We start from the raw sequence: 26058 nt of genomic DNA, 5'->3' as shown, positions 1-26058 counted from the left end.
TGATAGCTGCGGTTGCCGTCGATTGTAATTATGATGGGGCTATGTTTCTTCATGCATGTTTCTTCCAGCCAAGGTGCCAACCGTGAGCGTGAACAACCCTCTTTTGCAGTCCTACGACCTGCCGCCGTTCTCGGCTATCCGTGCCGAACACGTGCAACCGGCCATCGAACAGATCCTGGCTGACAACCGCGCCGCCATTATCGAGATCCTCAAAACCCAGGGCAAACAACCGACCTGGGCCGGCCTGGTGCTGGCGATGGACGAGTTGAATGATCGACTGGGCGCAGCCTGGAGCCCGGTCAGCCACCTGAATGCCGTGTGCAACAGCGCCGAACTGCGCGAAGCCTACGAATCCTGCCTGCCAGCCTTGAGCGCCTATTCCACCGAACTGGGGCAGAACCGCGAACTGTTTGAAGCATTCGAAGCACTGGCCAACAGTCCCGAAGCTGCCGGTTTCGACGTAGCGCAGAAAACTATCCTGGAACACTCACTGCGCGACTTCCGTCTGTCGGGTATCGACCTGCCGGCGCCTGAGCAAAAGCGTTACGCCGAAGTGCAGAGCAAACTCTCAGAGCTGGGCAGCCGCTTCTCCAACCAGTTGCTAGACGCCACTCAGGCCTGGACCAAGCACGTCACCGATGAAGCCACCCTCGCCGGCCTGACCGATTCGGCCAAGGCGCAAATGGCCGCCGCCCAAGCCAAAGACCTCGATGGCTGGCTGATCACCCTGGAATTCCCGAGCTACTACGCGGTGATGACCTACGCCCACGACCGTGGCCTGCGCGAAGAAGTCTACGCCGCCTACTGCACCCGTGCGTCGGATCAAGGCCCGAATGCCGGTCAGAACGATAACGGCCCGGTCATGGAAGAAATCCTCGACCTGCGTCAGGAGCTGGCCAAACTGCTGAGTTTCGCCAGCTTCTCGGAGTTGAGCCTGGCCACCAAAATGGCCGAATCCAGCGATCAGGTACTGAGTTTCCTGCGCGATCTGGCCAAGCGCAGCAAGCCGTTCGCCGCCCAGGACCTGGAACAGCTCAAGGCTTACGCCGCTGAACAAGGCTGCCCGGATCTGCAAAGCTGGGACAGCGGTTTCTACGGTGAAAAACTTCGCGAGCAACGCTACAGCGTCGCCCAGGAAGCCCTTCGCGCCTACTTCCCGATCGACAAAGTGCTGGGTGGCTTGTTCGCTATCGTCCAGCGTTTGTACGGCATCGAAATCGCCGAGCAGAAAGGCTTCGACACTTGGCACCCCGAGGTTCGCCTGTTCGAAATCAAGGAAAACGGCCAGCACGTTGGTCGCTTCTTCTTCGACCTCTACGCCCGCGCCAACAAGCGCGGCGGTGCCTGGATGGACGGCGCCCGCGACCATCGCCGCACGGCTGAAGGCGTACTGCAGAGCCCGGTGGCGAACCTTGTGTGCAACTTCACCCCGGCCGACAGCGGTAAGCCAGCCCTGCTGACCCACGACGAAGTCACCACCCTGTTCCACGAGTTCGGTCATGGCCTGCATCACCTGTTGACCCGCGTTGAACACGCCGGCGTATCCGGCATCAACGGCGTGGCCTGGGATGCGGTCGAGCTGCCAAGCCAGTTCATGGAGAACTGGTGCTGGGAACCGGAAGGTCTGGCGCTGATCTCCGGTCACTACGAAACCGGCGAACCGCTGCCTCAGGACCTGCTGGAGAAAATGCTCGCGGCGAAGAACTTCCAGTCCGGCCTGATGATGGTTCGTCAGCTGGAGTTCTCGCTGTTCGACTTCGAATTGCATGCCACCCACGGCGATGGTCGCAGCGTGCTGCAAGTACTCGAAGGCGTGCGCGACGAAGTCTCGGTCATGCGTCCACCGGCCTACAACCGTTTCCCTAACAGCTTCGCCCACATCTTCGCCGGCGGTTACGCGGCGGGTTACTACAGCTACAAATGGGCTGAAGTGCTGTCGGCCGATGCCTTCTCGAAGTTCGAAGAAGACGGCGTCCTCAACGCCGACACGGGGCGCGCATTCCGTGAAGCGATCCTGGCGCGCGGTGGTTCCCAGGAGCCGATGGTGCTGTTCGTCGACTTCCGCGGACGCCCGCCGTCGATTGACGCACTCTTGCGCCACAGCGGCCTGAGTGAGGTCGCGGCAGCATGAGTGAGGGGCCTGTGATCACGAAAAAACGCTTTATCGCCGGGGCGGTCTGCCCGGCCTGCAGCGAGCCGGACAAGTTGATGATGTGGAACGAAGACGAAGTCCCGCACCGCGAGTGCGTGGCCTGCGGTTATTCCGACACGCTGAATGAACAAGGCCTGTCTGTGCCCAAGGAATTGGGCACACGGGTCAACACCTCGGCGCTGAAGGTGCCGGATGCCAAGGTTCAGGCCGTGCAGTTCTTCCCGAACCCGAAGCTGAAGAAAAAGCCTGACGAGCAACACTGAGTCAACACCACCTTCCACTTCTGAACGGATTGGAAGGTGGTATCTATCTACCACCTTTGCCCTGCGCTTCCTTTATAGGCTGACCGAACTCAGCCTCTACTCAAGGAAAACGCCATGCCCGACACCAATCCGCTTTTGCAGGCCTGGGATCTGCCACCCTGGTCGACCGTCCGTGCCGAGCATCTTGTGCCGGGAACCCACTTGCCCTCAACGCAACAGCAGCAACTTGCTCGCTTGAATCTGCAAATCAGCCTGCTCGAGGACCTGTTTCTAAGCCATTTGGAAAACGCCACGGCGGCCTGGAGCAAACGCATTGATGACGTCACGCAACTCAACGGTTTATCCCAGGCAACAAAGGATCGCCTGGCACTCAACGCGCAACAGGCAGGGCATGAGGGCTGGCTGATCCGTCTGGGGCAGGACACCTACAACCGGGTCATGACGTATGCCGAAAATCGAGATTCTGACGCGTTCGCCTCATTACACCCTTTCCGGCATTTCTGAACTGGGACGTGATACAGCAGAGTTCACCGGGCAGTTGTTCGGCAATGGCCGTCCTACTGCCGGTTTGCAAACAGCTTTGACTACATGGTGACCGGTTACGCAGCCTCCGTTTACGCCTACACGTGGTCAGGCGTACTGGCCACCGAAGCCTTCAAGCGATTTCGTAAGGACTGGGTCTTCAACGCGCAAACAGGGCGGGCCTTTCGCGAGGCGTTTTTTTCTCCGGGAGATTCGCGCTCCTTGCTGACCGCCCTGGAAGCGTTTCTTGAACGGCCGATCGCCGAAGATCTTTTCGCGCTTTCGTCAGAGGCCGTTGCCGGCTGACGTAACGCGTTACTCGACGTGGGCCGATTTGAACCAGCTCTTCATAGAGCAGCTGGCGAACGGACTTGTGCTGCAATCGCCGTTGGCCAGCGCAGTGCGGAGCTTGTCGACATCGGCCTGCATCATGTAACGGACGCCGTCCTTGAAATGGGTGCTGTCACCAAAGCCGCCCTGGGTCATTTCGTTCATGGCGTCTTCCTTGCTCCAGCCCTGCACCACGACCCGGTACATGGCCGCCATCAGGCCGGTGCGGTCCGAACCATGTTTGCAGTGCATCAGCACTGGCCCCATGGCTTCGGCAGTCTGGATCGTACGAAGGGCCTTGAGTACATCCGCGTCATCCACATGGTTGGTGCGATAGGGCAACTGTACCAGTGCGATATTTGGCGTCGACAACCAGCTTGAATCGGACTCGGGCAGGAAGGTGATCACCGTCCCGACCTTGAGTTTTTCCAGTAACGGCACCGCACCTCGGTCCGGCAATGCACTGCGATACAGCGTCGGGGACATTTGGAAAAGGTTGTATTGCACCTCGACCGATTGAGCCCACTCCGTAGGTCGGGGCAACGCACTGTCGTCGGCGAAGGCCAGCGTTTGATTCAAAAGTGCGGCCAGCGACAACAGGAACGTCGCAGGTAAAAATCGCAGTAAGGACATGCTCAGACGACCGTGTGTTAAGGAGTGGATGATGACGCACAGCATCAGCCCTGAACGGTCAAAGACCTGTGAGACGGCCGTCAAAGAATCGTGAATCGAACGACGCGTGACTGCTTTCGTCGCGATAACCCCCCGAAACGCAAAACAAACGGCACAGAAACTTCCGTGCCGTTTTATGAACACGCCGTTAAAACTTACTCTTGTGCAAGAATCACCTATTGCATGCGTTCAATCGCAATCAAGGATTAACAATCTTCGAATAAGCGTTCGCCAGCGCCAGAAGAACTGTCTTGTCTTGAGCGTCAATGTCACCATCGCCGTCCACATCGGTGCGTGCAGCACCCATGGTGAAGGTCATGCCGCCATCAGTGGATACGACCTCACGGGTAGAGGAGTCAACCAGCGAGTAAGTGATCGCTTGGTTTGGTGCGTCGTAACCCTCTTCCTTTAGTGCAAATTGCATGGAAACCCGAACTTCTTTAGGACTGACGATAGAAGGGGCGGCCAGTTGCAGAAAAATACCACGCTGATTATAAGACGACATTATTAAATCCTTTTAATATTTGATACACGACAACTTCGTGCGAACCAGATAGTACTAATCAAGTTAATAATTACGCCACCTACGATCTGTTTCTCAAGATTGCAATCACTTCGGAAAATTTAATGCTGAACAGTAGCCCGTGGAATCTTTCAATTCAAAAAGCTATCTACTGTCATGACTGACAGGTGTGTAGGCACCCGCTACGTTGCCATGGGTAAATAAGCCGAACGGTGCTAGGCAAATCCTGCTGCCTCCAATACTGTGTATTTATACAGCCAGCAGGTCCTCATATGACAATTTCACTTCCCCCTCGCGGTCGCGGCACCGCCACCAACCCGCACAACCGCTTCGCGCCGAATCGCTCGGTGGTCGAGGATGACGGCTGGTATCAGGAAGCGCCGATCACCCAAGGCACCGAGGTGCGCATCGAAACGGCGAAAACCATCATCACTCGCAACAACTCGCCGGACTTGCCTTTCGATCGTTCGATCAATCCCTATCGCGGCTGCGAGCACGGCTGCATCTATTGCTACGCGCGGCCCAGCCACGCTTATTGGGACATGTCGCCCGGGCTGGATTTCGAAACCAAACTGATCGCCAAGACCAACGCCGCCGATGTGCTGGAAGAACAGCTGTGCAAGCGTGGCTATCAATGCGCGCCGATCAATCTGGGCTCCAACACGGACCCTTATCAGCCGATCGAACGCGAACACAAAATCACCCGCAAAACCCTCGAAGTGCTGCTGCGCTATCGCCATCCCGTGACCATCATTACCAAGGGCTCGCTGATTCTTCGGGATCTGGACCTGCTGGCCGAACTCGCCGAGCAAAGGCTGGTGGCGGTGATGATCAGCCTCACCACCCTGGACGATGAGCTCAAACGCATCCTCGAACCGCGCGCCGCTGCACCCAAGGCCCGGTTACGGGCGATCCGCGTGATGCGTGAAGCGGGAATTCCGGTGGGAGTCCTGTGCTCGCCGATGATTCCGATGATCAACGACAGTGAACTCGAAAGCCTGCTCGCCGAGGCTCATGCCGCGGGTGCGCAAAGTGCGGCCTACATGATGCTGCGCCTGCCGCTGGAAGTTGCGCCGCTGTTCGAGGAATGGCTGGCTGCCCACTACCCTCAGCGTGCCGCTCATGTGTTGAGCCTGATTCGTCAAAGCCGTGGCGGTGAGCTCTACGACAGTCGGTTTGGCGCCCGGATGCGCGGTGAAGGGCCGTTTGCTGACCTGTTGGCGCAACGATTTGCCAAAACCATCAAACGCCTGGGGCTCAATCGTCGCGAAGGTTTCAATCTGGACTGCGATGCCTTCTGTCCGCCGGGTCGCCAAATGTCGTTGATTTGAGGACAATTGGCCTATCGTTGAGGAGTGGGAGAAGCGCCTGGTCTTTAGGCTGGTCACGTTTTTTGTGACCTGGAACACACGTCCTAGAGCCTTTTATTCAGTTTGAGTTAAGTTTCAACGGCTACCTTGTTCATCGAGTGACTGACGGGTCGATATTTTCGACCTGGATGTTTTTTAAACAGCCACTGGCTTCACACCGGAAAAAACGGGAAAATTCCCTGACTCCGCCAAAGAGGATGAATCATGAGTGACAAGGATAAACAGCCGTTGGCTGCGTCGGCTTCAGCCCAACCAGAGGCGGAAACCGCCGATGCAGCGCTGCAGCATATCGTTGACGGCTTTTTGCATTTTCATCACGAGGTTTTTCCACAGCAGGAAGAACTCTTCAAAAAACTCGCCACGGCCCAGAGCCCCAGAGCGATGTTCATCGCCTGCGCCGATTCGCGCATCGTTCCTGAGCTGATCACCCAAAGCGCCCCCGGCGACCTGTTCGTGACCCGTAACGTCGGCAACGTTGTACCGCCTTATGGGCAAATGAACGGCGGTGTTTCCACGGCAATCGAATACGCAGTATTGGCCCTCGGCGTGCAGCACATCATCATCTGCGGGCACTCCGACTGTGGCGCGATGCGCGCAGTGCTCAACCCGCAAAGCCTGGAAAAAATGCCGACGGTCAAAGCCTGGTTGCGTCATGCCGAAGTGGCAAAAACCATGGTCCAGGAAAACTGCCATTGCGCTGACGAAAACGAAAGCATGCACGTCCTCACCGAGGAGAATGTGATCGCCCAGCTGCAGCATTTGCGCACGCACCCGTCAGTAGCGTCGCGCATGGCCAACGGTCAGCTGTTTATTCATGGTTGGATCTACAACATCGAAACCAGCGAAATCCAAGCTTACGACGCGGACAAGGGTCGTTTCCTGCCGCTCGATGGCAGCCATCCGATTCCGGTGGCGACGCCCAAAGCGCGCTTCTAAAAATCCCTGTGTGGTAAAGCCGAGGCTGCTGATTTAGCAGCCCGGCTTCGCCATGCCTGAAGAAAACTTCGGGAGAGTCACCATGCGTGCTGCTCAACTCAAAGCTGTTCTGCCACGGGAGCTGCTGGCGTCCGTGGTTGTGTTTCTCGTTGCCCTGCCCTTGTGCATGGGCATCGCCATCGCCTCGGGGCTGCCGCCTTCCAAAGGTTTGATCACCGGGATTATCGGTGGCTTGGTGGTGGGCTGGATTGCCGGTTCGCCACTGCAAGTCAGCGGCCCGGCGGCCGGTTTGGCTGTCCTGGTGTTCGAACTGGTGCGCCAGCATGGTATCGCCATGCTCGGGCCCATCCTGCTGCTGGCCGGTTTTCTGCAATTGGTGGCCGGACGCTTGAAACTGGGCTGCTGGTTTCGGGTCACGGCGCCTGCGGTTGTGTACGGAATGCTCGCCGGGATTGGCGTGTTGATCGTGTTGTCACAGGTGCATGTGATGCTCGACTCCGTGCCCAAGCCCTCAGGGCTGGATAATCTGGCAGCCTTCCCGGCTGCCGTCGTCCAGGCCTTGCCCTCCTTTGGCTGGCAAGCCGGTTTGCTCGGGCTGTCGACGATTGCGGTGATGTGGCTGTGGGAGAAACTCCGTCCCCATTCCCTGCGCTTCATTCCCGGTGCTCTCCTTGGCGTAGGCCTGGCGACAGTCGCCAGCCTGATACTCGCCCTGCAGGTTAAACGAGTGGAGGTCCCGGCCAACCTGGCGGAAGCCATCGACTGGCTGAAACCCGCCGACTTGCTCAATCTGGCTGACCCGACCTTGCTGATTGCGGCATTTGCCGTGGCGTTTATCGCCAGCGCCGAAACCTTGCTCTCGGCCGCTGCGGTGGATCGCATGCATAGCGGCCAGCGTTCGGACTTCGACCGGGAATTGTCGGCCCAAGGCGTCGGCAACATGCTCTGCGGCTTGCTCGGCGCGCTGCCGATGACCGGCGTGATCGTGCGCAGTTCGGCCAATGTCCAGGCGGGTGCCACCACGCGACTGTCGGCGATCTTCCACGGCCTGTGGCTACTGGCTTTCGTGTTGCTGCTGTCCAGCGTGCTGCAAAGCATTCCGGTGGCGAGCCTGGCCGGTGTGCTGGTTTACACCGGTTTCAAACTGGTCGACCTCAAAGCCTTTCGCGGCCTCGGCCGTTATGGCCGGATGCCGATGTTTACTTATGCGGCGACCGCTCTGGCAATCATCTTCACCGACCTGCTGACCGGCGTTCTGATTGGCTTCGGTCTGACCCTGGCCAAACTGGCCTGGAAGGCTTCGCGGCTGAAAATCAGCCTGATCGACCTGCCCAAGGACGGCGAAATGGAACTGCGATTGATTGGTGCAGCGACTTTCCTCAAAGTCCCGGCGCTGACCCAAGTGCTGGGCACCATTCCAGCGGGCGCGACGGTGCATGTGCCGCTCAATAACTTGAGCTACATCGATCACTCGTGTCTGGAGTTGCTGGAGGAATGGGGTCGGGCCAATGCGGCCAAGGGTTCGAAGCTGTTGATTGAAGCGCGGGGGTTGAAGCGCAGGTTGGAAGGGCGATTGCGGACCACATCCGGAGTGGGTTCTACGGCATAAAGATCAACCCTGTGGGAGCGGGCTTGCTCGCGAAAGCGGTGTGTCAGTCGACATCAATGTTGAATGATCGACCGCATTCGCGAGCAAGCCCGCTCCCACAGGGGGGATTGTATCGAGGCTAAAGATCAAGCCGCCGGCTGATCCAGCTCCAGGCCTACGCCCAGCTGGCGCGACAGGCACGGCCAGCGCTTCCACGCAGCGCCGGTGTCCGGGCTGTTGAGTTTCTCGCGGTAGGCTTCTACTGATTCCAGCGCGAAGCTCTCTTCATTGAGCATCTCGTCCACGGCGTGATGCACCGCCTCATCCAGTTGGTTGGCGAACTCCTCGCCGATCAGTTGGTGAGCAATCAGGTTGGCAACAGTCGTGTCCAAGGGGATCAGTGGCTGGCCAAAATGCTTGATGTACAGGTCATTGACCTCTTCGACCAGGCGGTGCGCCAGATAGGCTTCGTCCAGCAGGCTGTCCAGGCCGACATGACCGGCCATGATCGCCGGCGGCTGGAGAAAGAACTGCTCGGCGATTTTCAGCACCGGTTTGATCTGTGATTCGATACCCGCTTCCCTGGCGACTTCATTGGCTGCGTCCAGCAGGTCTGGCACTTGCTCTATATACGCGGCCACAAAACGCGTCATCACGCCGTTGGCGTCGACCTCCGGCAATTGGATGGCGGAGTGAAGGTGTGGCAGTTGAGTTTCCAGTTGACGAGTCAGCAGGCCAGTCTCGGCCTCGTGTTGTTGGGCTTTTTGGATCTGCTCGCGCAATGCGGCGGTGTTCATGAAAACTCCAGGAAACAAAGGCAATGAAATAAGGAAGACATAACTTAGCTGGCATACGAAAAATGCTAAGACGCATTTGTCATAATTATTTCATCCTTGAGACATCAAAGTTATATCGGTTTACCACCACTCGTCTGCATCCTTCTCCATTCGTGACCCAGAACGCAAGTCCCAGCTGTTTCAGATCATTTACGCCATCGCATTGCGAGGTGGCAGTCGCTGTCTATACTCGGGTGGGAATGGAGTTAGCTGATGACGCCCGACTGCACACGTAGCAAGGCCCGGCGATTCAAGTTCGTAGTCTGAAAAAGCCGCTCCCTTGCCGCAGGTGAAAGCCGGCGGGATAACAAGAACGATAAGGGGAACCCGCAATGATGCGACATCCACACGTCTGGATGGGCCTCCTGTTGTGGTCGATTTTCAGTCCGGCACACGCCGAATGGGCTGTGAATATGGCGCCGGGAGCGACTGAAATCAGTCACGCAGTATTTGACCTGCACATGACCATTTTCTGGATCTGTGTAGTGATCGGCATCATCGTCTTCGGCGCCATGTTCTGGTCGATGATTCTGCACCGCCGCTCGACCGGGCAGGTGGCCGCAAAATTTCATGAAAGCACCACCGTCGAAATTCTCTGGACCATCGTGCCCTTCCTGATCCTGGTGGCCATGGCGGTTCCCGCAACCGCAACCCTGATCAAGATGTACGACGCCAGTGAGCCGGATATTGATATCCAGGTCACCGGCTATCAGTGGAAGTGGCACTACAAATATTTGGGCCAGGACGTTGAGTTCTTCAGCAACCTGACCACGCCCGCCGATCAGATCCACAACAAGGAAGCCAAGGGCGAGCACTACTTGCTTGAGGTCGATAAGCCTTTGGTGCTGCCGATCGGCGCCAAGGTGCGCTTCCTCGTGACTTCCGCCGACGTCATCCACTCCTGGTGGGTGCCGGCCTTTGCGGTCAAGCGTGATGCGATTCCGGGGTTCGTCAACGAAGCCTGGACCCGCGTCGACAAACCCGGCATCTACCGCGGGCAATGCGCCGAATTGTGCGGCAAGGATCACGGCTTCATGCCAATCGTGGTCGAGGTCAAGGAAAAGGCCGATTACGAAAAATGGCTGGGCGAGCGCAAGGCCGAAGCCCTGCAACTTAAAGAGCTGACCAGCAAGGAATGGACCCTCGACGAGCTCAAAGAGCGCGGCGACAAGGTCTATCACACCAGCTGTGTCGCCTGTCACCAGGCCGAAGGTCAGGGCCTGCCGCCGATGTTCCCGGCACTCAAAGGTTCGAAAATCGCCACTGGCCCGATCAAGGATCACCTGAGCATTGTCTTCCACGGCAAGCCCGGCACCTCAATGGCGGCGTTCGGCAAGCAGCTCTCGGAAGTCGATATCGCAGCGGTCGTGACCTACGAACGTAACGCCTGGGGCAACAACAAGGGCGACATGGTCACGCCTAAAGAAGTGCTGGAGCTGAAACAGGCGGAAAGCAAATGACCCGGTCTATTGCGCACGTAAGGAACCGGTCGGGGCATCGCGCCCCGGCCTGCCCAGCCCATCTGTTTGCAGGAGACACGCCATGAGCGCCGTCATTGATGACCATGGTCATGCCGACCACGCCCACGGTCCCGCCAAAGGCCTGATGCGCTGGGTGCTGACCACTAACCACAAGGACATCGGCACGCTGTACCTGTGGTTCGCGTTCTCCATGTTCTTGCTCGGCGGCTCGTTCGCGATGGTGATTCGCGCCGAACTGTTCCAGCCGGGGTTGCAGATCGTCCAGCCGGAATTCTTCAACCAGATGACCACCATGCACGGCCTGGTGATGGTCTTCGGTGCAGTGATGCCGGCCTTCGTCGGCCTCGCCAACTGGATGATCCCGTTGATGATCGGCGCGCCGGACATGGCCCTGCCACGGATGAACAACTTCAGCTTCTGGCTGTTGCCGGCGGCGTTCATTCTGCTGGTGTCGACCCTGTTCACCCCCGGCGGCGGACCGAACTTCGGCTGGACGTTCTACGCCCCGCTGTCGACGACCTATGCGCCGGAAAGCGTGACGTTCTTCATCTTCGCCATCCACTTGATGGGGATCAGTTCGATCATGGGCGCGATCAACGTGATCGCCACCATTCTCAACCTGCGCGCCCCCGGCATGACGTTGATGAAAATGCCGCTGTTCGTCTGGACCTGGCTGATCACCGCATTCCTGCTGATCGCGGTAATGCCAGTCCTGGCCGGGTGCGTGACGATGATGCTGATGGACATCCACTTCGGCACCAGCTTCTTCAGTGCCGCCGGTGGCGGTGACCCGGTGTTGTTCCAGCACGTGTTCTGGTTCTTCGGTCACCCCGAGGTGTACATCATGATCCTGCCGGCCTTCGGTGCCGTCAGCGCGATCATTCCGACCTTCTCGCGCAAGCCGCTGTTCGGCTACACCTCCATGGTCTACGCCACGGCGAGCATCGCGTTCCTGTCGTTCATCGTCTGGGCGCACCACATGTTTGTGGTCGGCATTCCGCTGGTGGGCGAGTTGTTCTTCATGTACGCCACGTTGCTGATCGCGGTACCCACCGGGGTCAAGGTGTTCAACTGGGCCAGCACCATGTGGCAAGGCTCGCTGACCTTCGAGACACCGATGCTGTTCGCGGTGGCGTTCGTGATCCTGTTCTCCATCGGCGGTTTCTCCGGGTTGATGCTGGCCATCGCCCCGGCGGACTTCCAATACCAGGATACGTATTTTGTGGTCGCGCACTTCCACTACGTACTGGTGCCGGGGGCGATCTTCGGGATTTTCGCTTCGGCTTACTACTGGCTGCCGAAATGGACCGGCCACATGTACGACGAAACCCTTGGCAAGCTGCACTTCTGGCTCTCGTTCATCGGCATGAACATGGCGTTCTTCCCGATGCACTTCGTGGGGCTGGCGGGCATGCCGCGGCGAATTCCGGACTACAACCTGCAATTCGCCGACTTCAACATGGTGTCTTCGATCGGCGCATTCATGTTCGGCGCCACGCAGATTTTCTTCCTGTTCATCGTGATCAAAACCATTCGCGGCGGCGCGCCAGCACCGGCCAAACCGTGGGATGGGGCCGAAGGCCTGGAATGGAGCATTCCGTCACCGGCGCCGTATCACACCTTCACCACGCCGCCGGAAGTGAAATGAACGCTGTAGCCCTTGAGGCCCACCACCATGGCTGATTCGATTTCGATGAAGAAGCTGGTTACGCGCCTGCTGATGGTGGTGGTGGCGATGTTTGTCTTCGGGTTTGCCCTGGTGCCGATCTACGACGTGATGTGCAAGGCGTTCGGCATCAATGGCAAGACCGGCGGGCAGTACGAGGGCGAACAAACGGTCGACACTTCACGGCAGGTTCGCGTGCAGTTTCTGACGACCAACGCCGCCGACATGTCCTGGGGTTTCTATCCCAAAGGGGACGAGCTGACGGCCAACCCGGGTGCGGTGAACGAGATGATTTTCATCGCGCATAACCCGACCGATCGGCCGATGAGCGCCCAGGCTGTACCGAGCATCGCCCCCAGCAATGCGGCGGCGTACTTCCATAAGACCGAATGTTTCTGCTTTACCCAGCAAGTGCTGCAGCCCGGTCAACGGATCGAGATGCCGGTACGTTTCATCGTTGACCGTGACATGCCCAAGGATGTGAAGCACCTGACGCTGTCCTACACGCTGTTCGATATCACCGCCCGACATCCACCGGTGGCTGTAAATACTGGCGGCTGAGCGTGCCCGATAAGGAGAACAATAAATGGCAACTCATGAACACTATTACGTACCGGCCCAAAGCAAATGGCCGATCATCGCCACCGTAGGTATGTTCGTCACGGTGTTGGGCCTGGCCACCTGGTTCAACGACCTGAAGGCTGCGCGGCCGGAATCCCACGGCCCGCTGATCTTTTTCGTCGGCAGCCTGCTGCTGGCGTACATGCTGTTCGGCTGGTTCGGTACGGTGATCAAGGAAAGTCGCCAGGGGTTGTACAGCGCGCAGATGGATCGCTCGTTTCGCTGGGGCATGAGCTGGTTCATCTTCTCGGAGGTGATGTTTTTCATCGCGTTCTTCGGCGCCCTGTTTTATGTGCGTCACGTTTCCGGCCCGGCTCTCGGCGGTGAAGGCGCCAAAGGCCTCGCCCACATGTTGTGGCCGACGTTCGAATTCACCTGGCCACTACTGAATAACCCGGACCCGAAACTCTTTCCGGCGCCCAAGGACGTTATCAGCCCGTGGGGCCTGCCGCTGCTCAATACCGTGCTGCTGGTCAGTTCCAGCGTCACCGTGACCATCGCCCACCACGCTTTGAAAAAGGGCCATCGCGGCGCGCTGAAAATATGGCTGGCGCTGACCGTATTGCTCGGTTGCGCATTTCTTGGTTTCCAGGCCGAAGAGTACATCCACGCCTACAAGGAACTGGGCCTGACCTTGGGTTCGGGCATCTACGGCGCAACGTTCTTCATGCTCACCGGTTTCCACGGCGCCCACGTGACCATCGGCACCATCATCCTGTTCGTGATGCTGATGCGGGTCTTGCGCGGGCACTTCGACAACGAGCACCAGTTCGGTTTCGAGGCGGCGAGTTGGTACTGGCACTTCGTGGACGTGGTGTGGATCGGTCTGTTCGTTTTCGTCTACGTGCTCTGAGGCTTTACCAAGGCGCAGTAGAGACCAACTGGCCGCTGAAAAAACCCCAGGCGATCAAGCCGACGGTAATGGCGGCCAGCGCAACACGAACACTCAAGGCAATGACGAGGCGGTTCGAGCTGCTGTCGTCCTTGACCAGAAAAAACAGGCCGCTGAACAGGCTGACAACCGTGGCAATCAGCATCAGGACGATGGCTGCTTTGAGCATGGTGAGACTCCGGGGGAAAGGCGATGCACTTGAGTATAGCTATCGCGACTAGCGACTTTCTGGCGATGCCATGAAGCGCTTTCGGCCGGGCATCGTGCCGACCTTGGTGGTCGCGTTGTTGCTGCCCATGCTGGTGTCACTCGGGTTCTGGCAACTGAGCCGGGGCGCGGAGAAAAGCGCGCTGCTGCAAAGCTACACCGAGCGCCGGGCGGCGGAACCGATGGCCAGCACCGAGCTACAACACACCGCGGATCCGGCTTTTCGCCGGGTTCGTCTGCACGGCCAGTTCGATGCTGCGCACAGCCTGTTGCTGGATAACCGCCAGCGTGACGGCAAGGTCGGCGTCGAGCTGCTGCAACCGTTTCAGGACCAGGCGACCGGGCTCTGGCTGCTGGTCAATCGCGGCTGGCTGCCGTGGCCGGATCGGCGCACCCCACCGCAATTCACTACACCCAAAGAGACATTGAGTCTCGATGCCTGGGTCTACATTTCCCCCGGCGCCACCTTCCAATTGCACGCCGACCCGAGCACCACGACCTGGCCACAACTGATCACCGCGGTCGAGCCGGCCAAGCTCTGGACAGCGCTCGATCGTGAAGGCTTTCCCTACGAATTACGCGAAGAAACCGGCCCCGCGTCCTACCGGGCCGATTGGCCAGTAGTCGCCATGGGGCCGGAAAAGCACCTGGCTTATGCCGTGCAGTGGTTCGCCATGTCGATCGCCCTGTTCGGCCTCTATCTCTATCTCGGCTGGCACAACGCAAAGGAGAAACACCATGGGAGCGGCCATGAATCCACCCAGCATGTCTGAAGCGAAGACGCCGGCAAGTCGGCGAAAAGGTCGTTTGCAGCTGCTGCTGATTGTGCTTGGGGTGATCGGTCCGATGATCCTCGCCACCGGCATGTACAAATTGCAGTTCTGGGTGCCGGAGGGTCGCAGCTATCACGGCGAGCTGATCGGCAATGGCCAGACCCGTGCGGACCTTGGTGTGCAAGCGCAGGAGGATCGCTGGCAGTTGCTGGTCACTGCCCCCAAGGAGTGTTCGGTCGATTGCCAGCAGCTGGTGTATCTGGCGCGGCAAGTCCAGATCGGCCTTGGCCGTGATGCCGGGCGCGCCAGTCACGCCCTGGCCGCGGCGCAACCGCTAAGCAGTGATTACGACGCCAAGCTGACGCGCGAGTATCCACAGCTGCAACGTTACCCCATGGACTTGACCACCTTCAGCAAGACGACTGGGGACAAAGCAGTGCCGCATCTGTGGATCATCGACCCTCACGGCAATCTGGTGCTGCGCTACGACCCGACGGTCAAAGGCAAGGACCTGCTCAACGACCTGCGTCATCTGCTGAAACTGTCGAACATCGGATAAGGGCATCGTCATGGCCAAACCTGGATTTCGCCTCGCGCTGTTTGCCACCTTGCTGGCACTGATTGTGATATTGCTCGGCGCCTACACCCGCCTGACCCACGCCGGGCTCGGTTGCCCGGACTGGCCGGGTTGCTATGGCTTTATCAGCGTGCCGAAAAGCGAAGCCCAACTGGCCCATGCCGAACTGCATTTTCCTGACGCACCGGTAGAAGCCCACAAGGGTTGGAACGAGATGGTCCATCGCTACTTCGCCGGCGCGCTGGGGCTGTTGATCTCGGTATTGGCCGGTCGCGCATGGGTTCATCGTCGTCATCCGGGGCAACCGGTGAAGCTGCCGTTGTTTCTGCTGGCGGTGGTGATTGCCCAAGCAGCGTTCGGCATGTGGACGGTGACGCTCAAGCTCTGGCCGCAGGTGGTCACCGGGCATTTGCTCGGGGGCTTTGCGACCTTGAGTTTGTTGTTTCTGCTGACCTTGCGCCTGTCCGGGGTATTGCCGGCGCTGACCGTACCAAAACGTTTGCAGTACTGGGCGACGGCCGGGTTGCTGCTGGTAATCCTTCAAATTGCCCTCGGCGGTTGGGTCAGTTCCAACTACGCGGCGGTGGCGTGCATCGACTTCCCGACCTGCCACGGGCAATGGCTGCCGCCGGCTGACTTCGCCAATGGCTTTCACCTGACCCAACACATCGGCCCCAATTACCTCGGCGGGCAACTGGACAGTGATGCTCGCACGGCGATTCATCTGACTCACCGCATCGGCGCTTTGCTGGTGACCCTGGTTTTGCTGGGGCTGGCCTGGCAACTGAAGGTGGTCGGCATGACTCGTCTGGCCGGGCTGGTGCTGATCGCACTCGCCGCGCAAATCACCCTCGGCATCAGCAATGTGCTGTTTCACCTGCCGCTGCCAGTGGCCGTGGCACACAACGCTGGCGGCGCGGCACTGTTGCTGACGATGGTGCTGGTCAATTATCACGCGCGAACCAGTCTGGTTCGGGTCAAGCAGCAAACCCCTGCGCGCTGGCGGTTCAGCCCGCGCAAACACTCAGCCGGGCCCATAACAATAAAAGGAGAGATGCCATGGCGACTCTGATCGGCGAACGTCACAGTCAGGCGATCTGGCGTGACTACCTGGAGCTGACCAAGCCGAAAGTGGTGGTGCTGATGCTCATCACCTCGCTGGTCGGGATGTTCCTCGCGACCCGCGCCGGGGTGCCGTGGACGGTGCTGGTGTTCGGCAATCTGGGGATCGCCTTGTGTGCTGGCGGTGCGGCGGCGGTCAACCATGTCGTTGACCGGCGGATCGATGCGGTCATGGCCCGCACGCACAAACGCCCCTTGGCAGAGGGTCGAGTGTCACCGGCGGCCGCGCTGACGTTTGCCTTGGTTTTGGCGGTGCTTGGGCAAGCCATACTGCTGGCCTTCACCAATCCGCTGACGGCGTGGCTGACCCTGGCCTCGCTGCTCGGCTATGCGGTGGTCTACACCGGTTTCCTGAAGCGCGCGACACCGCAAAATATCGTCATCGGTGGCCTGGCTGGCGCTGCGCCGCCGCTGCTCGGCTGGACCGCCGCCACCGGCCACGTCAGCGCCGAACCCTTGCTGTTGGTGCTGATCATCTTCGCCTGGACCCCGCCGCACTTCTGGGCCCTGGCCATTCACCGCAAAGAGGAATACGCCAAGGCCGACATTCCGATGCTGCCGGTGACCCATGGCGAGCACTACACCAAGGTTCACATCCTGCTGTATACCTTCGCGTTACTGGCCGTGAGCCTGATGCCGTACGTGATCCACATGAGCGGCATGCTCTACCTGATTTGCGCACTGGGACTTGGCGCGAGATTTCTGCAATGGGCCGTGGTGCTGTACCGTGGCACTCGGCCGCACGCGGCGATCAACACGTTCAAGTACTCTATTTATTACTTGTTCCTGCTGTTTATCGCGCTGCTCGTAGACCACTACTTACTGTTGAACCTATGACTCGAACCCAGAAAACTGTCTTCATCCTCGTCGCCCTGATCGCGCTGGTCCTGGGCCTGACCATCAATAAAGTACTGACCGGGAAAAACCAGGGCGACCCGACGGCACTGATCGATGCGGGGATCATCCTGTTGCCCCAAAGCCGTAACCTGCCGGACGTGAAGATGACCGATCAGGACGGTAAGCCAGTGGCGGTCAACGAGCTGAAAGGCAAATGGAGTGTGTTGTTCTTCGGCTACACCTTCTGCCCGGACATCTGCCCGACCACCCTCGCCCAGCTGCGGCAGATCAAGAGCGAACTGCCGGCGGATGCTGTGGACAAGTTGCAGATCGTTTTGGTCAGCGTCGACCCGAACCGCGACACGCCCAAGCAACTCAAGCAGTACCTGGGCTACTTCGATCCACAGTTCATCGGGCTGACTGCGTCCTCGGTCGAAGACCTTCAGAAACTCGCCAATGCGGTGAGCATTCCGTTTATTCCGGCGGACACCAGCAAGCCTAATTACACCGTCGATCACAGCGGCAACCTGGCGGTGATCGGGCCGGACGGGACGCAGCGTGGGTTCATTCGCGCACCGTTGAACAACGTGAAATTGGTGGCGCAGTTGCCGGTGATGCTTAACCGCAAATAAATAAACACCGCATAACCCCTGTGGGAGCGAGCCTGCTCGCGAAGAGGCCATCACATTCAACATCATTGTTGACTGACAGACCGCTTTCGCGAGCAGGCTCGCTCCCACAGGAACGGTGTTTCAGGCGTAAAAAAGGGGCGCATTCAATGCGCCCCTTTTTTCGTTGCTTCAGCAGATCAGAACGCCGGCACGACCGCGCCTTTGTACTTCTCGAGGATGAAGGCTTTCACTTCCGGGCTGTGCAGCGCAGCAACCAGCTTCTTCATCGCTTCGCTGTCCTTATCGTCTGGACGGGCAACGAGGATGTTCACGTAGGGCGAGTCGCTGCCTTCAATGACCAACGCATCCTTGGCCGGATCAAGCTTGGCTTCCAGTGCATAGTTGGTGTTGATCAGCGCCAGGTCGACCTGGGTCAGCACGCGCGGGATGGTCGCGGCTTCCAGTTCACGGAATTTCAGGTCCTTGGAATTCTCGGTGATGTCCTTGACGCTCGAGAGGATGTTGTTCGAGTCCTTCAACTTGATCAGGCCAGCCTTCGCCAGCAGCAACAGCGCACGGCCGCCGTTGGTGGCGTCGTTCGGGATCACTACGTTGGCGCCACCTGGCAGCTCGGTCAGTGCTTTGTACTTGCTGGAGTAAGCGCCCAACGGTTCCAGGTGCACGCCGGTAACGGCAACCAGATTGGTACTCTTGGCCTTGTTGAACTCATCGAGGTACGGCTGGTGCTGGAAGAAGTTGGCGTCCAGACGTTTTTCGGCAACCTGCACATTCGGCTGGATGTAGTCGGTGAAGACTTTGACCTTCAGGTCCACGCCTTCTTTGGCCAGGGCCGGTTTAACGAACTCGAGGATTTCTGCGTGCGGAACCGGGGTGGCTGCGACGGTCAGGGTATCCGCGTGTGCGGAAAACGTTGCAACGGCAGCGAACGCGACGAGTAGTTTTTTCATTCAGCTAACTCCATGTGAGGCGCCTGTCTTCGGCGCCTGCCAGCGAATGGCCGGCTCATTTGTCATTTACGAGAGAAGTGGACAACCAACTTGTCGCCAACGGTTTGCAGCACTTGGACCAGCACCAGCAGCAACACCACGGTGACCACCATCACGTCGGTCTGGAAACGCTGGTAACCAAAACGGATCGCCAGGTCGCCCAGACCACCAGCGCCAACCACACCGGCCATCGCCGTGTAGGACACCAGTGTAATAGCTGTCACCGTAATCGCCGCGAAGATGCCCGGACGGGCTTCCGGCAGCAAGGCATTGGTGATGATCTGCCGCGTCGTCGCGCCCATCGCCTGGGTTGCCTCGATGATGCCGCGATCCACTTCACGCAGGGCGGTTTCCACCAGTCGCGCGAAGAATGGCGTTGCGCCCACCACCAGCGGCGGGATCGCACCGGCGACACCGAGGGACGTACCAGTGATCAGCACGGTGAACGGAATCATCACGATCAGCAAAATGATGAACGGCAGCGAACGCAGGATGTTCACCATCAGCGACAGCATTGCGTAGACGCCTTTGGCTTCCAGCAACTGACGCGGGCTGCAGAGGAACAACAGCACGCCCAAGGGCAGGCCGAGCAAAACGGTAAACAACAGCGAACCGAAGAGCATCAGCAGGGTATCGCCGGTGGCCAACCAGATTTCGAACCAGTCGATATTGGAGAAGAACATTGTCAAAGCGTCCATCAGCGCAGCACCTCCATGTGGACGTCAGCCGCGGTGAAGCGGGCAAACGCCGCTTCCATGTCGCCACCGGTAACGGCCAGGGTCAACTGCCCGTAAGGCACGTCTTTTATGCGGTCGATACGACCAGCCAGGATGCTGTAGTCCACACCCGTTTCCCGAGCGACAGTACCCAGCAGCGGTGCGTAGGTCGCTTCGCCCTGGAAGGTCAGACGCACGATGCGACCCGGCACGTGAGCGAAGTCATCGCGCTGTTCGCCTTCGTCAATCTGCTCGTCTTCCTGCACGAAGCGCTTGGTGGTCGGGTGCTTCGGATGCAGGAACACCTCGGCTACCGAACCTTGCTCGACGATCACGCCAGCGTCCATCACCGCCACCTGGTCGCAGACCCGGCGGATCACGTCCATCTCGTGGGTGATCAAAACGATGGTCAGCTTCAGTTCACGATTGATCTCGGCCAGCAATTGCAAGACCGACGCAGTGGTCTGCGGGTCCAGCGCGCTGGTGGCTTCGTCGCACAGCAGGATTTTCGGCTTGGTTGCCAGGGCGCGGGCGATGCCGACACGCTGCTTCTGGCCACCAGACAATTGCGCCGGGTACTTTTTGGCGTGGTCGGACAAGCCAACCCGCGCCAGCAGCTCGGCGACACGCTGGTCGATCTCGCTGCGCGACAGTTCGCCGGCGAGGGTCAGGGGCAGCGCGACGTTGTCCGCCACGGTCTTGGACGCCAGCAAGTTGAAGTGCTGGAAAATCATCCCGACTTGCTGACGGAAGCGCCGCAGGCTGTTGGCGTCAAGCGCGGTGACTTCTTCGCCGTCGACAAATATCTTGCCGCCACTGGACTCTTCCAGGCGATTGATCAGACGCAGCAGGGTACTTTTTCCCGCGCCGGAATGGCCGATCAGACCGAAGACCTGACCGTTCTCAATCGTCAGACTGGTCGGATGCAGCGCGGGAATATCCTTACCGGCAACGCGGTAGGTTTTGTGGACGTTTTGAAACTCGATCACGTAGCGAACCTTGTGGGGCGCGTTGGAAAAGATCAGCGGTTAGCCGGGCGCGCATTTTAGCCTGTCCGTATAGAGGTTATTAGCATTTATTCCGCATTCAACCTTCGATTTGGCAATAACGCGATCAAAGGTTAGAAAAAAGGAACGGCCCAAAACGTAATCAGTCACTAATTAAGCAACTCGAAAACGCCCCCCGGTGCCGTGCCGGGGGGAATTGCTCAAGAGTCCTGGCTACGGCAGGAATCGCAACGAGGAGTTTTGCCTGATGAGTACTAAAAAGCCTGCCGCAACCAAAAGCGCACTGGCCGGGACCGATACCCTGGACCGCGGCAACACCAATGCCAAGCTCGACAGCCTGGAACAATTTCGCTCCGACGCCACTGAACAGGCCCTGCGTACCAACCAGGGCGTGAAAGTCTCGGATAACCAGAACACGCTGAAGGTCGGCGCGCGCGGTCCATCGTTGCTGGAAGATTTCATCATGCGTGAAAAGATCACGCACTTTGACCATGAACGCATTCCCGAGCGCATCGTCCACGCCCGCGGCACGGGTGCTCACGGATATTTCCAGACCTATGAAACCCATTCCGTGCTGACCAAGGCTGGGTTCCTACAAGACCCAAGCCAAAAAACCCCGGTTTTCGTCCGTTTCTCCACGGTGCAGGGCCCTCGTGGGTCGGGCGATACCGTGCGGGACGTGCGAGGTTTCGCGGTGAAGTTTTTCACCGACGAAGGCAACTTCGACCTGGTAGGCAACAACATGCCGGTGTTCTTCATACAGGATGCGATCAAGTTTCCCGACTTCGTGCATGCGGTAAAACCCGAGCCGCACAACGAGATTCCTACCGGCGGTTCGGCTCACGATACCTTTTGGGATTTTGTCTCTCTGGTACCGGAGTCGGCGCACATGGTGATCTGGACCATGTCCGACCGGGCCATCCCGAAAAGCCTGCGCAGCATGCAAGGCTTCGGCGTGCACACCTTCCGCCTGATCAATGCCGAAGGTAAATCGCGCTTCGTCAAATTCCACTGGCGCCCCACGGCCGGGACCTGTTCGCTGGTGTGGGATGAAGCGCAGAAACTCGCCGGTAAAGACACTGATTACCACCGCCGCGATCTCTGGGAGTCGATCGAGATGGGCGACTACCCGGAATGGGAACTTGGCGTACAGGTCATCGAGGAAGAAAACGAACATAAATTCGACTTCGATATCCTCGACCCGACCAAGCTGATCCCGGAAGAACTGGTGCCGATCACCCCGCTGGGCAAAATGACCCTCAACCGCAACCCCGACAACTTCTTCGCCGAAACCGAACAGGTTGCCTTCTGTCCTGGGCATATCGTGCCGGGGATCGACTTTTCCAACGACCCGTTGCTGCAAGGTCGCCTGTTTTCCTACACCGATACGCAAATCAGCCGACTCGGCGGGCCGAACTTTCACGAGATCCCGATCAATCGCCCGGTGGCACCGTTCCACAATGGTCAGCGGGATGCACTGCATCGCAGCACCATCGACAAGGGCCGTGCGTCCTACGAGCCGAACTCCATTGATAGCGGTTGGCCGAAGGAAACCCCGCCGGCAGCACAGGACGGCGGCTTTGAAAGTTATCCAGAGCGCATCGACGCCAACAAGATCCGTCAGCGTAGCGAATCGTTCAGCGACCACTTCTCCCAGGCGCGGCTGTTCTTCCACAGCATGAGCAAGCACGAGCAGGAACACATCATCTCGGCTTACAGCTTCGAACTCGGCAAGGTGGAACGGGAGTTTATTCGTGCACGAGAAGTGAATGAGATTCTGGCCAACATCGATCTGGAGCTGGCCAAGCGTGTCGCGCAGAACCTGGGGTTGCCGGTGCCTAAGGCAGGGACAGTCGAGGTGCGGAAAACTTCAATCGACCGCTCGCCAGCCCTGAGTCAGGCCAACTTGCTGCCGGCGGATATCAAAACCCGCAAAGTGGCAATCCTGGCAGCCAATGGGGTCGATGGTGCAGCGATTGATGCCATGAAGAAAGCGCTGATGGCCGAAGGTGCGCACGCCAAACTGCTCGGCCCGACTTCTGCGCCTGTGACGACCGCGGATGGCAAGGCGTTGCCAGTCGATGCATCGATGGAAGGCTTGCCTTCGGTGGCGTTCGATGCGGTGTTTGTGCCCGGTGGCGCGGCGTCGATCAAGGCTTTAAGCACTGACGGCGTGGCGCTGCATTACCTGCTGGAGGCGTACAAGCACTTGAAGGCGATTGCACTGCATGGCGAGGCCAAGCAGTTGCTGGATGTGTTGAAGCTGGAGGCTGATGCGGGGTTGATCGTGGGTACGGATGCGAAGCTGTTCAAGGCGTTTTTTGCCGCGATCGGACAGCATCGGGTTTGGGATAGGGAGCCGAAAGCCAAGGGGATTCCGGCTTAGGTTTTGTATCGATAGGGAGGACGCCTTCGCGAGCAGGCTCGCTCCCACAGGATTTGGGGTTGACCACAGATTTGTGATCACCCCGGGACAATGTGGGAGCGAGCCGGCTCCGGGCGGCGATCCGACGAAGCTTTTAGGGCTTACGCGGACTCAAGACCATCTGCGCCGGAACGTTTCGCAAAATCTGTTTTTCCAGGTTCAGATCAAAATCCGCATCGAGCTTCTTCACCCGCTTGGTCAGCAACGTCGCCAACCAAGGGTAGTCCTGGGTGCGTGGCGCCTGGATACTCACGTCACACTGGTAATTCACCACATCGGCGGCGATCGCATCCAGTTGGCGACGAAGCTTGGTCATATCCGTCAGGTTCAACGCAATCGTGGTGCTTTCAGCCGTAGGATCAATGACTTTGGCCTGTGGTTTGGCTTCGGCAGCCATGAGCGCAGCTTCGGCTCTATCCAGCTCAGCTTTGCGGGCATCAACGATGGCGTTGTTGACCCCACCGGTCAGCGCCGGAGCCTTGGGCATCAGCGCCCGGGCGCGGCTCAGCGCCGTGGCAGCCGCATTCACATCGCCTTTCTGCAGCACGATTTGACTGCGGCGCAGATAGGCTTCGGCCAGTTGCCGCTGGTATTGCTCAAGGGATTGATCATTGGGCGACTCGGCCTGCAAGGCAGCCAGTTGAGCTTCGGCGGTAGCCAGTTCGCTGCTGGCGAGGTTTTTTTCCAGCTGTGCGATGGCCGTGGCCCGTGCACCGGTAGCCTCGGTGGCCGCCGGTGGCGTGCTTTGGCAAGCGCCCAGTAGCAGCGAAAATGCGACAAGGAGCAGATAACGGGAGGCGAACGACTTCATTCCTGCGACTCTCTATTTGCGCAAAAAACGAGCAAGTCTACACCCCTCGACGGGGCAGGACAAAACTCAGCAGAAACAGTGCGGCGGCCGTCACAACAATCGATGGGCCTGCCGGGGTGTCTTTGAACCATGACAGCGACAGTCCGCCACAGACCGCGAGCATACCCAGCAGGCTCGCGCCCAGTGCCATCTGCTCCGGTGACCGGGCGTGACGTTGTGCCGCAGCCGCCGGGATAATCAGTAGTGAAGTAATCAGTAACACGCCGACGATTTTCATCGCCACCGCGATCACCACGGCAATCAACAACATCAGGGTCAGGCGCAACGCCGCCACCGGCAGACCTTCAACCCTGGCCAATTCTTCGTGCACGGTGATCGCCAGCAATGGCCGCCACAACGTCACCAGCAAGGCCAGAACGGCCGCGCTGCCGCCAAGTATCCAGGCCAGATCGGTCGGACTGATCGCCAGCAGGTCGCCGAACAGATAAGCCATCAGGTCGATCCGCACTTCGTGCATGAAGCTTAGTACGACCAAGCCCAGAGAGAGCGTGCTCGGTGCGAGAATTCCCAAAAGCGTGTCGGACGCCAGCGGTTGGCGCTGTTGCAAGGTCACCAGCAGCACAGCTAACAGCAAACAGCCTACGGTGACCGCAACGGTCGGGCTGACATCCAGCAGAAAGCCCAGTGCCACGCCGAGCAGCGCAGCATGGGAAAGGGTGTCGCCGAAATAGGCCATGCGCCGCCAGACCACGAACGAACCCAACGGGCCCGCGACCAACGCCAAGGCCAGACCTGCAAGCAGGGCGTAGAGCAGAAAATCAGCCATGCTTGCAGCCATCTCCGTGAACGTGGGTAGGGGCCGACGGGGCCGCGCTGACCACAGAACCATGCAAGTCATGGGCGTGGTCGTGATGGTGGTGATAAATCGCCAGGCTCTGTGCGTTCTTTCCGAACAGCTCGACGAAAGCCGGATCGCCGCTGACCTGCTCGGGGTGCCCGGAGCAGCAGACGTGACGGTTGAGGCAGACCACCTGATCGGTGGTGCTCATCACCAGGTGCAGATCGTGGGACACCATCAACACGCCGCAGCCGTGACGGTCACGCAATCGGGTGATCAGGCTGTAGAGCTCAGCCTGACCGGCCACGTCGACGCCTTGCACAGGTTCGTCGAGCACCAGCAGTTCCGGCTCGCGCAACAATGCCCGGGCCAGCAGCACCCGCTGCATTTCGCCACCGGAAACACTTTGCACCGGGCTGTCGATCACCTGTTCGGCGCCGACTTCCTTGAGTGCCGCCAAGGCAGTGGCACGGTCCACGCCCGGCACCAGACGCAAGAAGCGCAGCACCGACAGCGGCAGCGTCGGATCGACGTGAAGTTTTTGCGGCATGTAACCGACCCGCAGTTTCGGCTTGCGCCACACGCTACCGCTGTCCGGTTTCAACAATCCAAGAACGGCGCGCACCAGGGTCGTCTTGCCGGCACCATTGGGGCCGATCAGGGTGACGATCTGCCCGGGCTCGACGCTCAGATCAATGTTATCCAGCACGCTTTGCCCGGCAAAAGTGACGGCAACCTGCTCGAGGCGAATCAGCACGTTGCTCATCAAACCCCCTGGCAACCCGAGCAGAGGCCGACCACTTCAACGGTTTGGCCTTCCACGATAAATCCGACATCCTTGGCGCTGCCGATAATCGCGTCGCTGATGGATTTTTGTTCAAGTTCAATTGCAGCGTGGCATTCACGGCAGATCAGGAACTGGCCCTGGTGGGCGTGTCCCGGATGATTGCAGCCGACGAAGGCGTTTAGCGAGGAGATGCGGTGTACGAGGCCGTTTTCCAGCAGGAAATCCAGCGCACGGTACACGGTCGGCGGCGCCGCGCGGCGGCCGTCCTGCTCGCTGAGCACCGCGAGAATGTCGTAGGCACCCAACGGTTTGTGGCTTTGCCATACCAGTTCTAGCACCCGCCGGCGCAAGGCGGTCAGGCGCAGGCCTTGACGTGCGCACAGAGTATCGGCCTCAGACAATGCGCTATGGACGCAATGAGAGTGGTCGTGGGGACGGCTGGCAATCGGTGTTTTAGGCATGAGCGGCGACGAGTTTTGTGAGAGACG

The 26058-nt window shown here is 59.1% G+C and carries 28 protein-coding genes; 17 read left to right on the top strand and 11 right to left on the bottom strand.

Annotated features, from left to right (window positions below; genetic code table 11):
- Positions 1-55: 55 nt before the first annotated feature.
- The 4 genes from prlC (at position 56) to ACYZTX_RS01990 (ending at position 3243) form a co-directional block, all read left to right on the top strand.
- Positions 56-2131, top strand: a complete 2076-nt coding sequence (gene prlC, locus ACYZTX_RS02005; protein ID WP_462032738.1) for an oligopeptidase A — start codon at positions 56-58, stop codon at positions 2129-2131.
- Positions 2128-2415 carry a YheV family putative zinc ribbon protein gene (locus ACYZTX_RS02000; RefSeq protein WP_008152496.1) on the top strand — a complete coding sequence of 96 codons (288 nt, stop codon included), beginning with the start codon at positions 2128-2130 and terminating at the stop codon, positions 2413-2415. The genes prlC and ACYZTX_RS02000 overlap by 4 nt, the downstream gene beginning before the upstream one ends.
- A gap of 114 nt (positions 2416-2529) precedes the next feature.
- Positions 2530-2919, top strand: a complete 390-nt coding sequence (locus tag ACYZTX_RS01995; RefSeq protein ID WP_462032737.1) for a hypothetical protein — start codon at positions 2530-2532, stop codon at positions 2917-2919.
- A gap of 84 nt (positions 2920-3003) precedes the next feature.
- A complete protein-coding gene (locus tag ACYZTX_RS01990; RefSeq protein WP_462032736.1) occupies positions 3004-3243 on the top strand; it encodes a M3 family metallopeptidase in 240 nt (79 codons plus the stop codon).
- A gap of 9 nt (positions 3244-3252) precedes the next feature.
- On the opposite strand, the gene ACYZTX_RS01985 is transcribed toward ACYZTX_RS01990, so the two are convergent.
- A complete protein-coding gene (locus tag ACYZTX_RS01985) occupies positions 3253-3900 on the bottom strand; it encodes a phosphatase domain-containing protein (RefSeq protein ID WP_462032735.1) in 648 nt (215 codons plus the stop codon).
- Between the two features lie 238 nt (positions 3901-4138).
- On the bottom strand, positions 4139-4444 hold the full coding sequence (locus ACYZTX_RS01980; protein ID WP_462032734.1) for a hypothetical protein: 306 nt from the start codon (positions 4442-4444) through the stop codon (positions 4139-4141).
- A 290-nt stretch (positions 4445-4734) separates the two neighbouring features.
- Between ACYZTX_RS01980 and ACYZTX_RS01975 the strand changes: the two genes are divergently transcribed.
- The 3 genes from ACYZTX_RS01975 (at position 4735) to ACYZTX_RS01965 (ending at position 8377) form a co-directional block, all read left to right on the top strand.
- Positions 4735-5793 (top strand): PA0069 family radical SAM protein, encoded by a 1059-nt coding sequence (locus tag ACYZTX_RS01975; RefSeq protein ID WP_462032733.1) that lies wholly within the window; start codon positions 4735-4737, stop codon positions 5791-5793.
- Between the two features lie 243 nt (positions 5794-6036).
- A complete protein-coding gene (locus ACYZTX_RS01970; RefSeq protein WP_462032732.1) occupies positions 6037-6768 on the top strand; it encodes a carbonic anhydrase in 732 nt (243 codons plus the stop codon).
- Positions 6769-6850: 82 nt separating this feature from the next.
- Entirely contained in the window at positions 6851-8377 is a 1527-nt protein-coding gene (locus ACYZTX_RS01965) for a SulP family inorganic anion transporter (RefSeq protein WP_462032731.1), read from the top strand.
- 125 nt (positions 8378-8502) lie between these two features.
- On the opposite strand, the gene ACYZTX_RS01960 is transcribed toward ACYZTX_RS01965, so the two are convergent.
- Positions 8503-9153 (bottom strand): hypothetical protein, encoded by a 651-nt coding sequence (locus ACYZTX_RS01960; protein WP_462032730.1) that lies wholly within the window; start codon positions 9151-9153, stop codon positions 8503-8505.
- Positions 9154-9524: 371 nt separating this feature from the next.
- On the opposite strand from ACYZTX_RS01960, the gene coxB reads away from it, so the two are divergent.
- The 4 genes from coxB (at position 9525) to ACYZTX_RS01940 (ending at position 13813) form a co-directional block, all read left to right on the top strand.
- Positions 9525-10652 (top strand): cytochrome c oxidase subunit II, encoded by a 1128-nt coding sequence (gene coxB / locus ACYZTX_RS01955; protein ID WP_462032729.1) that lies wholly within the window; start codon positions 9525-9527, stop codon positions 10650-10652.
- An 82-nt stretch (positions 10653-10734) separates the two neighbouring features.
- Complete coding sequence (gene ctaD / locus ACYZTX_RS01950; RefSeq protein WP_462032728.1) at positions 10735-12321, top strand: cytochrome c oxidase subunit I; 1587 nt, start codon at positions 10735-10737, stop codon at positions 12319-12321.
- A 27-nt stretch (positions 12322-12348) separates the two neighbouring features.
- Positions 12349-12900, top strand: coding sequence for a cytochrome c oxidase assembly protein (locus ACYZTX_RS01945; RefSeq protein WP_462032727.1), 552 nt, complete (start codon positions 12349-12351; stop codon positions 12898-12900).
- A 25-nt stretch (positions 12901-12925) separates the two neighbouring features.
- Positions 12926-13813, top strand: coding sequence for a cytochrome c oxidase subunit 3 (locus ACYZTX_RS01940; protein ID WP_462032726.1), 888 nt, complete (start codon positions 12926-12928; stop codon positions 13811-13813).
- Between the two features lie 4 nt (positions 13814-13817).
- Here the strand turns inward: ACYZTX_RS01940 and ACYZTX_RS01935 are convergent, their stop codons facing one another.
- Positions 13818-14021: a twin transmembrane helix small protein gene (locus ACYZTX_RS01935; protein WP_094469789.1), complete on the bottom strand. Its 204-nt coding sequence runs from the start codon at positions 14019-14021 to the stop codon at positions 13818-13820.
- Between the two features lie 70 nt (positions 14022-14091).
- Between ACYZTX_RS01935 and ACYZTX_RS01930 the strand changes: the two genes are divergently transcribed.
- The 5 genes from ACYZTX_RS01930 to ACYZTX_RS01910 are packed head-to-tail and all read left to right on the top strand — an operon-like array spanning position 14092 to position 18000.
- Positions 14092-14832 carry an SURF1 family protein gene (locus ACYZTX_RS01930; RefSeq protein WP_462032725.1) on the top strand — a complete coding sequence of 247 codons (741 nt, stop codon included), beginning with the start codon at positions 14092-14094 and terminating at the stop codon, positions 14830-14832.
- Entirely contained in the window at positions 14798-15391 is a 594-nt protein-coding gene (locus ACYZTX_RS01925; protein WP_462032724.1) for a hypothetical protein, read from the top strand. Before ACYZTX_RS01930 ends, ACYZTX_RS01925 begins: the two co-directional genes overlap by 35 nt.
- A gap of 10 nt (positions 15392-15401) precedes the next feature.
- Positions 15402-16481, top strand: coding sequence for a COX15/CtaA family protein (locus ACYZTX_RS01920; RefSeq protein WP_462032723.1), 1080 nt, complete (start codon positions 15402-15404; stop codon positions 16479-16481).
- Positions 16469-17368, top strand: coding sequence for a heme o synthase (gene cyoE, locus ACYZTX_RS01915; RefSeq protein WP_109627098.1), 900 nt, complete (start codon positions 16469-16471; stop codon positions 17366-17368). The genes ACYZTX_RS01920 and cyoE overlap by 13 nt, the downstream gene beginning before the upstream one ends.
- Entirely contained in the window at positions 17365-18000 is a 636-nt protein-coding gene (locus ACYZTX_RS01910) for an SCO family protein (RefSeq protein ID WP_462032722.1), read from the top strand. The genes cyoE and ACYZTX_RS01910 overlap by 4 nt, the downstream gene beginning before the upstream one ends.
- A 176-nt stretch (positions 18001-18176) precedes the next feature.
- On the opposite strand, the gene ACYZTX_RS01905 is transcribed toward ACYZTX_RS01910, so the two are convergent.
- From ACYZTX_RS01905 to ACYZTX_RS01895, 3 genes are all read right to left on the bottom strand, one after another.
- A complete protein-coding gene (locus ACYZTX_RS01905; RefSeq protein ID WP_462032721.1) occupies positions 18177-18947 on the bottom strand; it encodes a MetQ/NlpA family ABC transporter substrate-binding protein in 771 nt (256 codons plus the stop codon).
- 62 nt (positions 18948-19009) lie between these two features.
- Positions 19010-19684 (bottom strand): methionine ABC transporter permease, encoded by a 675-nt coding sequence (locus ACYZTX_RS01900; protein ID WP_462032720.1) that lies wholly within the window; start codon positions 19682-19684, stop codon positions 19010-19012.
- Positions 19684-20691, bottom strand: coding sequence for a methionine ABC transporter ATP-binding protein (locus ACYZTX_RS01895; protein ID WP_462032719.1), 1008 nt, complete (start codon positions 20689-20691; stop codon positions 19684-19686). The genes ACYZTX_RS01900 and ACYZTX_RS01895 overlap by 1 nt, the downstream gene beginning before the upstream one ends.
- Positions 20692-20905: 214 nt before the next feature.
- Here ACYZTX_RS01895 and katE point away from each other — a divergent pair, with 214 nt between their 5' ends.
- On the top strand, positions 20906-23095 hold the full coding sequence (gene katE, locus ACYZTX_RS01890) for a catalase HPII (RefSeq protein WP_462032718.1): 2190 nt from the start codon (positions 20906-20908) through the stop codon (positions 23093-23095).
- A 133-nt stretch (positions 23096-23228) separates the two neighbouring features.
- On the opposite strand, the gene ACYZTX_RS01885 is transcribed toward katE, so the two are convergent.
- The 4 genes from ACYZTX_RS01885 to zur are packed head-to-tail and all read right to left on the bottom strand — an operon-like array spanning position 23229 to position 26031.
- Entirely contained in the window at positions 23229-23945 is a 717-nt protein-coding gene (locus tag ACYZTX_RS01885) for a PA5502 family lipoprotein (RefSeq protein WP_462032717.1), read from the bottom strand.
- Positions 23946-23982: 37 nt separating this feature from the next.
- Entirely contained in the window at positions 23983-24771 is a 789-nt protein-coding gene (gene znuB, locus ACYZTX_RS01880) for a zinc ABC transporter permease subunit ZnuB (RefSeq protein WP_056738429.1), read from the bottom strand.
- The gene (znuC, locus tag ACYZTX_RS01875) at positions 24764-25549 is read right to left on the bottom strand and encodes a zinc ABC transporter ATP-binding protein ZnuC (protein WP_462032715.1); all 786 of its coding nucleotides are present in this window, start codon (positions 25547-25549) and stop codon (positions 24764-24766) included. Before znuC ends, znuB begins: the two co-directional genes overlap by 8 nt.
- A complete protein-coding gene (gene zur, locus ACYZTX_RS01870) occupies positions 25549-26031 on the bottom strand; it encodes a zinc uptake transcriptional repressor Zur (protein ID WP_462032714.1) in 483 nt (160 codons plus the stop codon). The genes znuC and zur overlap by 1 nt, the downstream gene beginning before the upstream one ends.
- Between the last annotated feature and the right edge of the window lie 27 nt (positions 26032-26058).

It is taken from the genome of Pseudomonas sp. MDT1-17, assembly GCF_054898105.1.
This window is presented reverse-complemented; position numbering and strand designations above follow the sequence as displayed.

Bases quoted from the DNA above. Each gene is read 5' to 3' on its own strand.
- ACYZTX_RS01990 (WP_462032736.1), top strand. From the start codon at position 3,004: ATGGTGACCGGTTACGCAGCCTCCGTTTACGCCTACACGTGGTCAGGC.
- ACYZTX_RS01930 (WP_462032725.1), top strand. From the start codon at position 14,092: ATGAAGCGCTTTCGGCCGGGCATCGTGCCGACCTTGGTGGTCGCGTTG.
- ACYZTX_RS01985 (WP_462032735.1), bottom strand. From the start codon at position 3,900: ATGTCCTTACTGCGATTTTTACCTGCGACGTTCCTGTTGTCGCTGGCC.
- ACYZTX_RS01920 (WP_462032723.1), top strand. From the start codon at position 15,402: ATGGCCAAACCTGGATTTCGCCTCGCGCTGTTTGCCACCTTGCTGGCA.
- ACYZTX_RS01910 (WP_462032722.1), top strand. From the start codon at position 17,365: ATGACTCGAACCCAGAAAACTGTCTTCATCCTCGTCGCCCTGATCGCG.
- ACYZTX_RS01975 (WP_462032733.1), top strand. From the start codon at position 4,735: ATGACAATTTCACTTCCCCCTCGCGGTCGCGGCACCGCCACCAACCCG.
- zur (WP_462032714.1), bottom strand. From the start codon at position 26,031: ATGCCTAAAACACCGATTGCCAGCCGTCCCCACGACCACTCTCATTGC.
- ACYZTX_RS01945 (WP_462032727.1), top strand. From the start codon at position 12,349: ATGGCTGATTCGATTTCGATGAAGAAGCTGGTTACGCGCCTGCTGATG.
- ACYZTX_RS01995 (WP_462032737.1), top strand. From the start codon at position 2,530: ATGCCCGACACCAATCCGCTTTTGCAGGCCTGGGATCTGCCACCCTGG.
- ACYZTX_RS01925 (WP_462032724.1), top strand. From the start codon at position 14,798: ATGGGAGCGGCCATGAATCCACCCAGCATGTCTGAAGCGAAGACGCCG.
- ACYZTX_RS01960 (WP_462032730.1), bottom strand. From the start codon at position 9,153: ATGAACACCGCCGCATTGCGCGAGCAGATCCAAAAAGCCCAACAACAC.
- ACYZTX_RS01935 (WP_094469789.1), bottom strand. From the start codon at position 14,021: ATGCTCAAAGCAGCCATCGTCCTGATGCTGATTGCCACGGTTGTCAGC.
- znuC (WP_462032715.1), bottom strand. From the start codon at position 25,549: ATGAGCAACGTGCTGATTCGCCTCGAGCAGGTTGCCGTCACTTTTGCC.
- ACYZTX_RS01970 (WP_462032732.1), top strand. From the start codon at position 6,037: ATGAGTGACAAGGATAAACAGCCGTTGGCTGCGTCGGCTTCAGCCCAA.
- ACYZTX_RS01965 (WP_462032731.1), top strand. From the start codon at position 6,851: ATGCGTGCTGCTCAACTCAAAGCTGTTCTGCCACGGGAGCTGCTGGCG.
- ACYZTX_RS01980 (WP_462032734.1), bottom strand. From the start codon at position 4,444: ATGTCGTCTTATAATCAGCGTGGTATTTTTCTGCAACTGGCCGCCCCT.
- cyoE (WP_109627098.1), top strand. From the start codon at position 16,469: ATGGCGACTCTGATCGGCGAACGTCACAGTCAGGCGATCTGGCGTGAC.
- znuB (WP_056738429.1), bottom strand. From the start codon at position 24,771: ATGGCTGATTTTCTGCTCTACGCCCTGCTTGCAGGTCTGGCCTTGGCG.
- coxB (WP_462032729.1), top strand. From the start codon at position 9,525: ATGATGCGACATCCACACGTCTGGATGGGCCTCCTGTTGTGGTCGATT.
- ACYZTX_RS01940 (WP_462032726.1), top strand. From the start codon at position 12,926: ATGGCAACTCATGAACACTATTACGTACCGGCCCAAAGCAAATGGCCG.
- ctaD (WP_462032728.1), top strand. From the start codon at position 10,735: ATGAGCGCCGTCATTGATGACCATGGTCATGCCGACCACGCCCACGGT.
- prlC (WP_462032738.1), top strand. From the start codon at position 56: ATGTTTCTTCCAGCCAAGGTGCCAACCGTGAGCGTGAACAACCCTCTT.
- ACYZTX_RS01885 (WP_462032717.1), bottom strand. From the start codon at position 23,945: ATGAAGTCGTTCGCCTCCCGTTATCTGCTCCTTGTCGCATTTTCGCTG.
- ACYZTX_RS01905 (WP_462032721.1), bottom strand. From the start codon at position 18,947: ATGAAAAAACTACTCGTCGCGTTCGCTGCCGTTGCAACGTTTTCCGCA.
- ACYZTX_RS01900 (WP_462032720.1), bottom strand. From the start codon at position 19,684: ATGGACGCTTTGACAATGTTCTTCTCCAATATCGACTGGTTCGAAATC.
- ACYZTX_RS02000 (WP_008152496.1), top strand. From the start codon at position 2,128: ATGAGTGAGGGGCCTGTGATCACGAAAAAACGCTTTATCGCCGGGGCG.